Here is a 13,442-nt window from a genome sequence, read left to right on the forward strand (position 1 = left end):
GCAGGCCCTCGGCCCGAATCCGAGTCCGAGCCCGAGCCCGAGCCCGACACGACCACGGCCGGACATGCGTCGGCCCCGCCGCTCCAGGGAGCGACGGGGCCGACGGCCGCCCGGTCTCAGACCACGATGTTCACGATCTTGGGGGCGCGGACGATCACCTTGCGCACCGTCTGCCCCTCGAGCAGCTCCTTGACCCGGTCCTCGGCCATGACGGCGGCCTCGAGGTCCTCGGCGGAGATCTCGGGGTCGACCTCGATCCGGTGACGGACCTTGCCCTTGACCTGGACGACGCAGGTGACCTGATCAGCCTTCAGCAGCTCCGGATCCGCGACCGGGTACGCCACCCGCGAGATCCCGCCGGAGCGGCCCAGGCGCACCCACAGCTCCTCGGCCAGGTGCGGGGCGAGCGGGGAGACCATCAGCACCAGCGGCTCCACGGCCTCGCGCGGCACGGTACCGGTCGAGGTGAGCTGCTTGGTGAGGTGGTTGACCAGCTCGATGAGCTTCGCGATGGCGGTGTTGAACTGCATCCGGTCCATGTCGCGGCGCACGCCGTCGATCGTCCGGTGCACGGCCTGCTTCGTGGGCAGGTCCGCCGGCTCGTCGGAGACGGTCAGCTTCCCGGTCTCCTCGTCGACCACGAGGCGCCACAGGCGCTGCAGGAAGCGCTGCGAGCCGACCACGGCGCGGGTCTCCCACGGGCGGGAGAGGTCCAGCGGCCCCATCGACATCTCGTACACGCGCAGGGTGTCCGCGCCGTACTCCTCGTACATGTCGTCGGGCGCGACCGCGTTCTTCAGCGACTTGCCCATCTTCCCGTACTCCTGGGTGACCGGCTCGCCCTGGTAGGTGAAGGTGCCGTCGGCCTCCGCGACGACCTCCTCGGCCGGCACGTGCACGCCGCGGGAGTCGGTGTAGGCGTAGGCCTGGATGTAGCCCTGGTTGAACAGGCGGTGGAAGGGCTCCTGGCTGGTCACGTCGCCGCGGTCGAAGAGCACCTTGTGCCAGAACCGCGCGTACAGCAGGTGCAGCACCGCGTGCTCCACGCCGCCGACATAGAGGTCCACGCCGCCGACGCCGCCCTCCTCACGGGCGCCCAGCCAGTACTTCTCGTTCTCGGGCCGCACCAGGACCTCGTCGTCGGTGGGGTCGATGTAGCGCAGGTGGTACCAGGACGAACCCGCCCACTGCGGCATCGTGTTGGTCTCGCGCAGGTAGGTCTTCGGCCCCTCGCCGAGGTCCAGCTCCACCTCGACCCAGTCCTCGGCGCGCGAGAGCGGGGTCTGCGGCTCGGTATCGGCGTCCATCGGGTCGAAGGTCTTCGGGGAGAAGTCCGCGACCTCCGGCAGGTCCACCGGCAGCATCGACTCCGGCAGCGCGATCGGGGTCTCGGGATCCGCGGGGTCGTAGACGATCGGGAAGGGCTCGCCCCAGTAGCGCTGCCGGGAGAACAGCCAGTCCCGGAGGCGGTAGGTGGTGCGGGCCCGGCCGAAGCCCTTCTCCTCGGCGTAGGCGGTGGCGCGCGCCTTCGCCTCGTCCTTGTCCAGGCCGTTCAGATCCAGGTCCGCGGAGGCGGAGTTGATCTTCTCACCCTCGCCGGTCCAGGCCCCGCCGGTGAAGTCCTCCGGCGGGCGGACAGTGCGGATCACGGGCAGCTCGAAGCGGTCCGCGAACGCGAAGTCGCGCTCGTCCTCGGCGGGCACGGCCATGATCGCGCCGGTGCCGTAGCCCATCAGCACGTAGTCGGCGGTGAAGACGGGCAGCTCGCGGCCGTCCATCGGGTTCGTCGCGTACAGGCCGGTGAACACACCGGTCTTCTCGCGGCCCTCCTCGGTGCGCTCGTCCTCGTCCAGCGAGGCGGCGCGCGCCTGGTAGGCGGAGACGGCCTCGCGGGGGCTCGCGGCGCCGCCGGTCCAGGCCTCGTGCGTGCCCTCGGGCCACGCCTCCGGCAGGGCGGAGACGTCCGTCAGCAGGGAGTGCTCGGGGGAGAGGACGCAGAAGGTCGCGCCGAACAGGGTGTCGGCGCGCGTGGTGAACACGTCGAAGCCGGCGTCCTCGCGGCCCGCGAGGCCGGTGACGGGGAAGCTGATCTGCGCGCCGTGGCTGCGGCCGATCCAGTTGCGCTGCATGGAGCGGATCGACTCGGGCCAGTCCACCCGGTCCAAGTCGTCGACCAGGCGGTCGCCGTAGGCGGTGATGCGCATGTTCCACTGGCGCAGGCGCCGGGTGAAGACGGGGAAGTTGCCGCGCTCGGAGCGGCCCTCGGCAGTGACCTCCTCGTTGGCCAGCACCGTGCCGAGGCCGGGGCACCAGTTCACGGGCGTCTCGGAGATGTAGGCCAGGCGGAAGCCGTCGGCGAGCTGCGCGATCTCCGCGTCGGAGGCGCCGGGGACCTCGGCGGCGCTGCGGCCCTGCCAGGAGGCGGGGATCTCCAGGCCCTGGCGGCCCGCGAGGGCGAAGGGGTCGATCGTGCCGGCGCGCAGCTCCTCGCGCAGCTCGGCGATCGGCCGGGCGCGCCCGGTCACGCCGTCGGCGTTCGGGGCGTCCGGGTCGTACCAGGAGTCGAAGATGCGCAGGAAGATCCACTGCGTCCACTTCACGAACTCGGGGTCCGTGGTCGCCAGCGAGCGGCGCGCGTCATGGGACAGGCCCAGCCGGTGCAGCTGGCGGCGCATGTTCGCGACGTTCGCCTCGGTGGTGGTGCGCGGATGGGTGCCGGTCTGGACGGCGTACTGCTCGGCGGGCAGGCCGAAGGCGTCGTAGCCCATCGTGTACAGCACGTTCTTGCCGAGCATCCGCTGGTGACGGGCGACCACGTCGGTCGCGATGTAGCCCAGCGGGTGGCCGACGTGCAGCCCCGACCCCGAGGGGTAGGGGAACATGTCCATGATGTACATCTTCTCGGACGAGGAGGTGGCGGCGGCGGTGGCCTCCCCGAGCGAGGGGGCGGTGCCGCGCAGCTCGCCGACGGGGTTGTCGGCGTGGAAGGTGCCCTCCTCGTCCCAGCGCTGCTGCCAGCGCAGCTCGATCTCGTCCGCCATCGCGGCCGTGTACCGGTGGGGTGCCTCGCTCATGGGTGGATCGTCCTCCGAAGGATCAGTGCGGCCGGGGCCGCCAGGCAGTGGGTCAGGCAGTGGGGTGATGGCCTCGTGACATGAAAAAACCCTCGCGCAGGCGAGGGGGGCCGCGTCGGTGCCTCGTCGTGGCCGGGCGCTCGCTCAGGAGCGCGACACGGTCGCGGGCCTTGTCCGACGCGGCTGCATAAGCAGCAGCCGTTCCGTCACCGGGCCATCCTAGCGCGCCCGTCCCCGAGGGACCCGCCCGATCAGACCTCGAGCACCGCGGAGATGAGCAGGAGCACGAGCACCGTCCCGATCGTCGTGATGAGCACCGTGTCCCGCGCGAGGTTCTCCGAGGCGCGGTAGCGGGCGGCGGCGACGTACACGTTCTGCGCGGTGGGCAGCGCCGCCATCACGACGACCTCGTACAGGTGGGCGCCCCGCATGCCGAGCAGCAGCCCGATCCCGAGCGCGATCAGCGGCATGGCGAGGAGCTTCGCACCGGAGGCGACGGCGATCAGGCCGCGATATCCGTCGTCCTTCGCGAGCGGGCGCGAGCCGTGCAACGACAGCCCGTAGGCCAGCAGCATCGCCGGGATCGCCATGTCGGCCAGGGACTGGACCGGTTCGAGCACCACGCCCGGGACCTCGACTCCGATCAGCACGAGCACCAGCCCGATGGCCGAGGCGATGATGACAGGGTTCGCGACGATGCTGCGCAGCACCCCGGCCGCGCCCTGGGCGTCCTTCTCCGTGACCCGGTGCAGGACGAAGAGGTAGAGAGGCGTGTAGACCGCTTGCTGGAAGAGGATCACCGGCAGGGCGTGGGAGATGTCCCCGAGCACGTAGGCGGCGATCGGGAAGCCCATGTTCGCGCCGTTGACGACGGAGCCGCTGATCGCGGTGACCACCAGATCCGCGCCGCGCCGCTTCGTGAACAGGGCCACCCCGGCGATGAGCAGCGCGCCGGTGCCGAGCCCGGACAGCCCGGCCACCAGCATCGGCAGGGAGAACACCGAGCGCACATCAGAGCCGAGCAGCCCCACCAGGACCAGCGCGGGGGAGGCGACGAAGAAGGTGGTGCGGTTCAGGACGTAGCGGCCGTGGGCGCCGAGCACGCCGGTGCGTCCCACCACCCAGCCCACGCCGATCATGGACCAGACGATGAAGAAGCCCGCGAGGACGCCGCTCACTGGGGAGGAAGGGGTGCGGAGGAGGTCACCGCACCGATCCTATAGGGCCAGGCGGAAAGGGGCTTCCTGCGTTCGCGGGTCGGACACGGGCCGACGGGGAGGGTGCGACCCCGTGCCCAGCTTCCCGGGGTCCGTGCGGCCGGACGTCGCCGAGACGCGGGGTCAGCGGATGCCGTGGGAGGTGCGGCCGTCGATCTGGTCGGGCATGCCGGGGACGGGCTGCGCGCCGTCCTCGCCGATCGCGACGATGCGGTTGTCCTCGTCGACGTGGACCACGCGCGGGTGATGGGAGGCGACCTCGGCCGCGTCCAGCTGTCCGTAGGCCATGATGATCACGAGGTCGCCGGGGGAGACCAGGTGCGCCGCGGCGCCGTTGATGCCGATCACGCCGCTGCCGCGCTCGCCCTCGATGACGTAGGTGGTCAGGCGGTGGCCGTTGGCGATGTCGACGATCGTGACCTGCTCGTGCTCGACGAGACCCGCGGCCTCGGTGAGGACGGGGTCGATCGTCACCGAGCCCACGTAGTGCAGGTCCGCCTGCGTGACCGTGGCCCGGTGGATCTTCGAGGTCATGAGAGTGCGCAACATCGCTCGCATTATCCCATGAGTGCGAGATGCTGGATGATGGGAGTGCTCGTCGTCGTCAGGAGGATCACCATGCCCAAGGCTCGCCGCCGCTCCGCCCATCTCTCGGAGCGGTTCGAGGACATGGCGCTGCCCGACGAGCTGCTCGGCGTGCTCGCCTCGCAGGGGCTCGAGCGCGCCTTCGAGATCCAGTCCGCGATCCTCCCCGACGCCCTCGCGGGCCGCGACGTGCTAGCCCGCGCGGAGACCGGCTCCGGCAAGACCCTCGCCTTCACCCTCGCGATGACCTCCCGCTTCCGCGGCCGCAAGGTGCATCGCCGTCGGCCGCTCGGCGTGGTGCTCGTGCCCACCCGCGAGCTCGCGGTGCAGGTCGTCGACACGATCCACCCCTTCGCCCGCGCGGTCGGGATCTCCGCCCAGCTGGTCTCCGGCGGCATGAACATCGAGAAGCAGGCCGACGCGGTCGCCCGCGGTGTCGGCATCGTGGTGGCGACCCCGGGACGCCTGATCGACCTCGCCGAGCGCGGCGCGCTGCAGCTGGACCTGGTGGAGTCGACCGTGATCGACGAGGCCGACCACATGTCCGACCTCGGGTTCCTGCCCGACGTGCGCGACATCCTCGCCGCCGTCCCGATGGGCACTCAGAAGATGCTCTTCTCCGCGACGCTCGACGGGCAGGTCGAGGACATCGTCGACACCTTCCTCGTCGACCCCATCAGCCACGAGACCACCCCGGTCACCGCGGCGGTGAAGACCATGGAGCACACCGTCCTGGCGATCGCCCCGTCCGTGAAGCGCGCCGTGACCGCCCAGCTCGGCGCCCGCGAGGGACGCACCCTGATGTTCACCCGCACCCAGCTCGGCGCCGAGCGCGTCGCCCAGGAGCTCGTCGAGGTGGGGATCGGCGCCGCGGCCCTGCACGGCAACAAGCAGCAGGGGCTGCGCACGAACGTGCTGGCCGGCTTCCGCCAGGGCGCCTTCCCCGTGCTGGTCGCGACCGACGTCGCCGCCCGCGGCCTCCACATCGACGACGTGACGATGGTGGTGCACGTGGACCCCTCGGACGACGTCAAGGAGTACGTCCACCGCTCCGGCCGCACCGCCCGCGCCGGCGCCGCCGGCAGCGTGGTCACCCTCGCCCTTCCCCATCAGATCCGACAGGCTCGTCGGATCCTGGGCGAGGCGGAGGTCGAGCCGCGCTGGGCGGAGGACGTCGAGGACGCCGAGCACCCCGTGCTCGAGGAGCTGGGCGGCCGCACCCCGGCCGGGGAGCCGGTCGACGACCCCGCCCGCGTGAAGTACAAGGGCGCGCCCCGCAAGCTCGACCTCTCCCGCTCCCGCGGCGCCGACGAGCGCAAGGCCGAGGCGCGACGCACCAACGAGGAGCGCCGCGCCTCCTGGGAGGAGGAGCCGTCGCAGGAGCGCCGCGTGGGGCCGCGGCGCGGCGGCGCTCCCGGCCGGGGCAAGGGCGCGGGCGCCGGACGAGGCGGGGCGCAGGGACCCCGCGGCGGCGGGCGCGGTGCGGGCAAGGGCTCCGGCGCCGGCAAGGGGTCCGGCGGCAAGGGCTCCGGCGGCACCGGCCGCGGAGGCAGGGACTCCGGCGGTTCAGGGCGCGGCCAGGACTCCGGCCAGGGCCGGGGCACCGGACGCGCGGGCGGCCGTGGCCGCTCCGGCGCGCCGAGCCGCGGCCCGCGCCGGCACGGGGGACGATGATCGTCTTGCCGTGACGCGTCGGGGGAGAGCACCCTCGGTCACGGCACGCAGTGCCCGGCCGCACGCGCGACGGGCACGACCGACACGACGAGGACGTCGAGGAGGACTGCGGTGAGCATCAGCACGTTCGACATGTTCAAGATCGGCATCGGCCCGTCGAGCTCCCACACGGTGGGGCCGATGCGGGCGGCGGCGCAGTTCGCGCACGAGGTGCTCTCGGACCCGGAGACGGGTCCCCAGGTCGCCGAGGTCGAGGTCCACCTGTACGGCTCGCTCGCCGCGACCGGCGAGGGGCACGGCACCCTCTCCGCGATCGTGATGGGCCTGGAGGGCTCGGATCCGGAGACCGTGGACCCGGTCGCGGGCAGGGAGCGCGTCGAGCGGATCGAGGCCGAGGGCGGGCTGCTGCTCGACGGCCGGCTCGAGGTGTCCCTGCGACCCTCCTCGATCGTGCTGCACCCGTTGACCTTCCTGCCCCAGCACTCCAACGGGATGACCTTCATCGCCCAGGACGCGGGCGGCGCCGAGCTCGTGCGCCGTCCGATGTTCTCCGTCGGCGGCGGCTTCGTCGTCGACGAGGCGGACATGGACCGCTCGATCGCGGAGGTCGCCGCGGAGGACGAGGGCCGCACCATCTTCACCACCGGAGCCGAGCTGCTGCGGGTGTGCGAGGACCGGGGCATCTCGATCTCCGACGCGATGCTGCTGCGCGAGAGGCAGTGGCGGGACGACGAGGAGATCCGCGAGGGCCTGCTGAGGATCTGGCGCACCATGGACGACTGCATCCAGCGAGGCATCCGCACCCCCGGGATCCTGCCCGGCGGGCTCGAGGTCAAGCGACGCGCCGCCTCCTGGTACGACTCGCTCTCCGCCGAGGATCCGGCGCGCCTGCCCATGAACTCCTTCGAATGGGTCTCCCTCGCCGCGCTCGCCGTGAACGAGGAGAACGCCGCCGGCGGCCGCGTCGTCACCGCGCCGACCAACGGGGCCGCCGGGATCATCCCGGCCGTGCTCTTCTTCGCGACCAACTACATCGAGGGCGTGGACCCCGACGAGATCGCGGTCCGCTTCCTGCTGACCGCCGGGGCGATCGGCTCGCTCTACAAGGAGCACGCCTCGATCTCCGGCGCCGAGGTGGGCTGCCAGGGCGAGGTGGGCTCGGCCTGCTCGATGGCGGCCGCGGCGCTGTGCGAGGTGATGGGCGGCAAGCCCGCCCAGGTCGAGAACGCCGCCGAGATCGCGATGGAGCACAACCTGGGCCTGACCTGCGACCCCGTCGGCGGTCTGGTGCAGGTGCCCTGCATCGAGCGCAATGCGATGGCGGCGGTCAAGGCGATCACCGCGGCGCGCTTCGCGCTGCGCGGCACCGGCGAGCACTTCGTCTCCCTCGACACCGTCATCGAGACGATGCGGCTGACGGGCAAGGACATGTCCGAGCGCTACAAGGAGACCGCCATGGGCGGGCTCGCGGTCACCGCGGTGCCGGTCAGCGTCCCGGACTGCTGAGCGGACCGTCCATCGGCCCGCTGAAGCCCCAGGGGGCCGAGGGGCCCTCTCCCGACGGGGCGGGCCCCTCGCCGTCGGGTCCCGACGGCGCCGCGCTCGCCGCGCCCGGCGGCAGGATCCGCACCTCGCGGGGCACCGCCGCGGCGCCCAGCCGGTCCCGCACCAGGGTCCGGAGCTCCTCGACGCTCGGCGGCACCGCGTCCGCCGCGGCCGGGGCGAGGACCACCTCGGCGAGGGTCCGCACGCCGAAGCGCGCATCGGGCACCACCTGCAGCCGCGCCGACGCGACGCCGGGAGCGGAGCGCAGCACGCGCACCGTCGCGGCGGGGTCGTGGAGCATCCCGCCGGAGGAGACCGAGCCGTCCGCCCGGGCCAGCACGCGCACGATCCCGCCCTCCGTGATCTCCCCGCGATCGGTGACCAGCTCCCGACCGCCCGTGAACGGGGTGCGGGCGCACAGCAGCCCGTCGAGCTCCCGCAGGTGCACGCCGTGCAGAGGGCGACCGTCCACGCACAGCGAGCCGGTCTCGGTGGTGCCGTAGACGTCGTGGACCCGTGCCCGGAAGTGGCGCGCGAGGTCCGCGCGCAGCACGGGGGAGAGCACGTCGGAGCCCGCGACGACGCGGTCGATCGCGAGCGGACGCCCGCCGCCGAGCTCCCGGTCCGCGCGCAGCAGGTCCGCGAGGTGCACCGGCACCCCGGTGAGCAGCGCGGGCGAGGTGCGGTGCAGCAGGGCGATGCGCTCCGCGGCAGGCAGATGCGTGAGGTCCACGAGCGGGGCGCCGAGGGCGAGGGCGCCCAGCGTCGCCACCAGGCCGTGGCCGTGCACCCCCGGCGCCGCGCAGGCCGTGACCCGGCCCGGCCGCAGCCCGATCCGACGGGCGAGGTCCGCCAGGGAGAGCAGCTGCGCGGGGGAGAGGGGACCGCGCCGCTGCGGCCGGGGAGCGCCGGTGGAGCCGCTCGAGCGCAGCTCCAGCATCTCGGGGCCGGCGAGCACCGCGGCGAGCACCTGGCGCAGCGAGGCCTCGGCCGGCAGGGCGGCGAGTCCGGCGCGGTCCGCCGTGGCGGTGCCGCTGCGGTGCAGACGCACGAGGTCCAGCAGCTCGCCTCCGGTGAGCGTGCCGTGACGGTCCACGAGCACCACGGCGCGCGGCCTCGCTCCGACCCGCGCGCGCAGCGCGGCGCCGACGTCCAGGGCGGGCAGGGCCAGGGGAGCGCGGGGGCGGGAGGCCCGGGCCCGGGCCGCCCTCCCGCTGCCCCGGAGCCCGGCCGGGGTCCGGTGCCTCATCGCCGTCGCTCTTGGTCGGCGAGGCCCTGCCCGTCGGGCCCCCGGCCCTGCTCGCCGCCGCCGCGCGGAGCGGGGGTGCGGGCGGCGAGCCTCCGAGCGAGCTCCGCCCCGGCGCCCGCACCACGGGCCGCGAGGGCGGGCGCGGCCTGCGAGAGCACCGCGGCGAGCCGTGCCCAGGGCGGGGAGATCAGCGCCGGGGCGCGGTCCAGCCCCCGCAGCACCCGGGCGGCGGCCTGCGCGGGCGTGAGCGCTCCCCGGGGCCGGTCGCCGTAGGTCGGGGCGGCCATCGCGGTCGCCACCAGCGGCAGCTCGACCACGGTGATCCGCACCCCGGCCTGCTCCGCCTCGGGCCGGATCGCGCGCAGCCAGGCGTCCAGCCCCGCCTTCGAGGCGCCGTAGGCCGCCCAGCCCGGGGTCGGGATCCGGGCGGAGGCGCTGGTGGCCACGAGGAGCCGTCCCCCGCCGGCGCGGCTCATCGGCGCGAGCAGGGCGAGCAGCAGCGCGGCCGGGCCGAGCATGTTCGTACCCGTGAGACGCACGAGGTCGTGCGGGCGCCCGATCGTGTCGGCGAGGGAGCGGCGCAGCGAGTGGCCCGCGAGGGAGACGACGGCGGAGGGTGCCCCGTGCAGCGCGAGCACCTCCGCGGCGAGCTCCGCGACCGCCTCCTGGTCCCGCAGATCGCAGGGGTGGACCGTGGCGGTGCCGCCCGCTGCGTGCACCCGCTCGGCCAGCGTCTCGAGCCTGCCCCGATCCCGGGCGGTGAGCGCGAGGTCCTCGCCGCGCGCGGCCAGCTCCAGGCACAGCGCTGTGCCGACGCCGCCGCTCGCCCCGGTCACCAGGATCATCGTCGACCTGCCGTGCCGCTCACCAGGAGCCGCGGTGGTAGGCGCCGGGGTAGAGCGCGGGATCGCGCACCCCCAGCTCGTGCGCGGCGCGCTGGGGCCAGCCCGGCTCGCGCAGGGCCGCCCGGCCCACGGCCACGAAGTCGGCGTCCCCGCGCTCGAGCACCTCCTGGGCGCCGTGCGGATCGGTGATCAGGCCGACGGCCGCGACCGGCATCGAGACGGCATCGCGCAGCGTCCGGGCGAAGCCGACCTGGTACTCGGGGCCCACCGCGATGTCCGCGATGACGGCACCGCCGGTGGAGACGTGCAGGGCGTCGACGCCGACCTCCTCGAGCTCGCGGGCGAGCTCGACGGACTGGGTGATGTCCCAGCCCCCGTCGATCCAGTCGGTCGCGCTGATGCGCACGATCAGCGGGCGATCGGCCGGCCAGGCCTCGCGCACCGCCGCGGCGATCTCCCGGGCCAGGCGGCGCCGTCCCGGCCCGTCGCCCCCGTACTCGTCGGTGCGCGTGTTCACCAGCGGCGAGAGGAACTCGTGGACGAGATAGCCGTGGGCGAAGTGCAGCTCGACCGCGTCGAAGCCCGCCTCCTCGGCCCGGCCGGTCGCGGCGACGAAGTCGGCGACCACCCCGGCGATCTCCTCCTTTCCCAGCGCATCGGGCGCGTCCAGCCCCGGGAAGGGCTCCGGGGTGGGGCCGACGGTGCGCCAGCCCGCGGCGAACTCCGGCACCGTGCCGCGCCGCGCGCGGTAGCGGGGCAGGGCCGGCCAGGTGGAGGCCTTGCGGCCGGCATGGGCGAGCTGCACGGCGATGCGGGCGCCCTGGCCCTGGCAGAAGGAGGTGATCCGCCGCCACGCGTCGGTCTGCTCGCGGTTCCACAGCCCTGTGTCCTGGGGGCTGATGCGTCCCTCGGGGGAGATCGCCGTCGCCTCCGTGACGATCATCCCGAAGCCGCCCGCGGCCCGCGCGCCGAGGTGCACCAGGTGCCAGTCGGTGGGCACCCCGTCCCGCTCCTCGACCATGTACTGGCACATCGGGGCGAGCCAGATGCGGTTGCGCATCTCGAGGCGGCGCAGCTGCGCCGGGGCGAGCAGGGTGGGGGTGACGGCGGGGTCGGGGGCCATGGTCCCCCACGGTAGTCGGCCCGGCCCGGAGGGCGTCGGTCCGCCCATGATCATCGCGAGCGTGACGTGCATCTCCTGCGATACGGTGTTCGCGTCCATCCGCCCCGGTCGCCCCCGGGGCCCGTGAAGCAGGAGTGTTCATGACTGACGAGGCCGTCACCGGGATCGAGAACCTCTCCCAGGAGACCCGCACCTTCTCCCCGCCCACCGAGTTCGTGCAGGACGCGGTCGCCCGCCCCTCGCTCTACGAGGAGGCCGAGCGGGACCGCCTCGCGTTCTGGCGCTCGCGCGCGAGCCTGCTGAGCTGGGAGACGCCCTTCACCGAGACGCTGGACTGGTCGAACCCGCCCTTCGCGCGCTGGTTCGCCGACGGCACCCTCAACGTCGCCTACAACTGCGTGGACCGCCACGTCGAGTCCGGCCACGGCGACCAGGTCGCGCTGCTGGCCGAGTACGAGGACGGCTCCGACGCCACGTTCACCTATGCGGACGTCAAGGACGAGATCTCCCGCATGGCGAACGTGCTCGTGGACCTCGGCGTGAGGACCGGCGACCGCGTCGCGATCTACCTGCCGATGATCCCCGAGGCCGTCTTCGCGATGCTCGCCTGCGCCCGCCTCGGCGCGCCCCACTCGGTCGTCTTCGGCGGCTTCAGCGCCGACGCGCTGCGCTCCCGGATCGAGGACGCCGAGGCGCGCGTGGTGATCACCGCCGACGGGCAGAACCGCCGCGGCAAGCAGCTCCCGCTCAAGCCCGCCGTCGACGAGGCGCTCGCCGGCGGCGCGGACTCCGTCGAGAAGGTCCTCGTGGTGCGCCGCACCGGCGGGGACGTGGAGTGGACCGAGGGCCGTGACGTGTGGTGGCACGAGGCGAGGGAGACCGCCTCGACCGAGCACGCGCCGGTGCCGGTGGAGGCCGAGCACCCGCTGTTCATCCTCTACACCTCCGGCACCACCGGGAAGCCCAAGGGCATCGTCCACACCACCGGCGGGTATCTCACCCAGGCCGCATACACCCACCGCAACGTCTTCGACCTCAAGCCGAGGTCCGACGTGTACTGGTGCACCGCCGACGTCGGCTGGATCACCGGGCACACCTACGTCGTCTACGGCCCGATGGCCAACCGCGCCACGCAGGTGATCTACGAGGGCACTCCGGACACCCCGCACCAGGGCCGCTGGTGGGAGATCGTCGAGAAGCACGGGGTCACCCTGTTCTACTCCTCGCCCACCGCGATCCGCACCGCCATGAAATGGGGCGAGGACATCCCCGCGAAGCACGACCTCTCCTCCCTGCGCCTGCTCGGCAGCGTCGGCGAGGCGATCAACCCCGAGGCATGGATGTGGTACCGCCGCGTGATCGGCGGGGACCGCTGCCCGATCGTGGACACCTGGTGGCAGACCGAGACCGGCGGCATCATGATCTCGCCGCTGCCCGGCATCACCGCCACCAAGCCCGGCTCCGCGCAGGTGCCGCTGCCCGGGATCGGCGCGGACGTCGTGGACGAGAGCGGGACGTCGGTCGCGAACGGCGAGGGCGGCTATCTCGTGCTCGACAAGCCCTGGCCCGGCATGCTCCGCGGCATCTGGGGCGACCCGGAGCGCTTCAAGGAGACCTACTGGTCCCGCTTCGAGGGCCTCTACTTCGCCGGAGACGGCGCCAAGCGCGACGAGGACGGCGACATCTGGCTGCTGGGCCGCGTGGACGACGTCATGAACGTCTCCGGACACCGCCTCTCGACCATGGAGATCGAGTCCGCGCTGGTCGGCCACGACTGGGTCGCCGAGGCCGCGGTGGTCGGCGCGAACGACGAGACCACCGGGCAGGCTCCCGTCGCCTTCGTGATCCTGCGCGGCGGCAGCGACGAGGAGATCGCGGCCGCCGGCGGCGAGGAGAAGGTCCCCGAGCTGCTGCGGGCCCATGTGGGCAAGGAGATCGGCCCGATCGCGAAGCCGAAGCGGGTGCTGGTGGTCACCGAGCTGCCCAAGACCCGCTCGGGCAAGATCATGCGCCGCCTGCTGCGCGACGTCGCCGAGAACCGCCAGGTGGGGGACACCCAGACCCTCGCCGACGCCTCGGTGATGGACCTGATCCAGCAGGGGATGTCCGGGAAGTCCTGAGGGACGCCGC

9 protein-coding genes are annotated in these 13,442 nt (G+C 73.4%); 3 read left to right on the forward strand and 6 right to left on the reverse strand.

Annotated elements, in window-relative coordinates; translation table 11 throughout:
* Positions 1 to 116: 116 nt before the first annotated feature.
* The 3 genes from leuS to panD form a co-directional block, all read right to left on the reverse strand.
* Positions 117 to 3,074 (reverse strand): leucine--tRNA ligase, encoded by a 2,958-nt coding sequence (leuS, locus tag A4A78_RS12340; protein ID WP_062949615.1) that lies wholly within the window; start codon positions 3,072 to 3,074, stop codon positions 117 to 119.
* A 251-nt stretch (positions 3,075 to 3,325) separates the two neighbouring features.
* Complete coding sequence (locus tag A4A78_RS12345) at positions 3,326 to 4,252, reverse strand: AEC family transporter (protein ID WP_062949617.1); 927 nt, start codon at positions 4,250 to 4,252, stop codon at positions 3,326 to 3,328.
* A gap of 162 nt (positions 4,253 to 4,414) precedes the next feature.
* Entirely contained in the window at positions 4,415 to 4,840 is a 426-nt protein-coding gene (gene panD / locus A4A78_RS12350; RefSeq protein ID WP_062949619.1) for an aspartate 1-decarboxylase, read from the reverse strand.
* Between the two features lie 69 nt (positions 4,841 to 4,909).
* Here panD and A4A78_RS12355 point away from each other — a divergent pair, with 69 nt between their 5' ends.
* Both A4A78_RS12355 and A4A78_RS12360 read left to right on the forward strand, forming a co-directional pair.
* Positions 4,910 to 6,550, forward strand: a complete 1,641-nt coding sequence (locus A4A78_RS12355; protein ID WP_062949895.1) for a DEAD/DEAH box helicase — start codon at positions 4,910 to 4,912, stop codon at positions 6,548 to 6,550.
* Between the two features lie 111 nt (positions 6,551 to 6,661).
* Positions 6,662 to 8,056 carry an L-serine ammonia-lyase gene (locus A4A78_RS12360; protein ID WP_062949621.1) on the forward strand — a complete coding sequence of 465 codons (1,395 nt, stop codon included), beginning with the start codon at positions 6,662 to 6,664 and terminating at the stop codon, positions 8,054 to 8,056.
* On the opposite strand, the gene A4A78_RS12365 is transcribed toward A4A78_RS12360, so the two are convergent.
* The 3 genes from A4A78_RS12365 to A4A78_RS12375 are packed head-to-tail and all read right to left on the reverse strand — an operon-like array spanning position 8,037 to position 11,312.
* Positions 8,037 to 9,344: an AMP-binding protein gene (locus tag A4A78_RS12365; RefSeq protein WP_062949623.1), complete on the reverse strand. Its 1,308-nt coding sequence runs from the start codon at positions 9,342 to 9,344 to the stop codon at positions 8,037 to 8,039. The two genes, A4A78_RS12360 and A4A78_RS12365, sit on opposite strands and share 20 nt — an antisense overlap.
* The gene (locus tag A4A78_RS12370) at positions 9,341 to 10,189 is read right to left on the reverse strand and encodes an SDR family oxidoreductase (RefSeq protein ID WP_062949625.1); all 849 of its coding nucleotides are present in this window, start codon (positions 10,187 to 10,189) and stop codon (positions 9,341 to 9,343) included. The genes A4A78_RS12365 and A4A78_RS12370 overlap by 4 nt, the downstream gene beginning before the upstream one ends.
* A gap of 19 nt (positions 10,190 to 10,208) precedes the next feature.
* On the reverse strand, positions 10,209 to 11,312 hold the full coding sequence (locus A4A78_RS12375; protein ID WP_062949897.1) for an NADH:flavin oxidoreductase/NADH oxidase: 1,104 nt from the start codon (positions 11,310 to 11,312) through the stop codon (positions 10,209 to 10,211).
* Between the two features lie 140 nt (positions 11,313 to 11,452).
* Here A4A78_RS12375 and acs point away from each other — a divergent pair, with 140 nt between their 5' ends.
* Complete coding sequence (gene acs / locus A4A78_RS12380; RefSeq protein WP_062949627.1) at positions 11,453 to 13,432, forward strand: acetate--CoA ligase; 1,980 nt, start codon at positions 11,453 to 11,455, stop codon at positions 13,430 to 13,432.
* Positions 13,433 to 13,442: the final 10 nt, after the last annotated feature.

It is taken from the genome of Brachybacterium sp. sponge (assembly GCF_001613775.1).
Lineage (GTDB): Bacteria > Actinomycetota > Actinomycetes > Actinomycetales > Dermabacteraceae > Brachybacterium > Brachybacterium conglomeratum.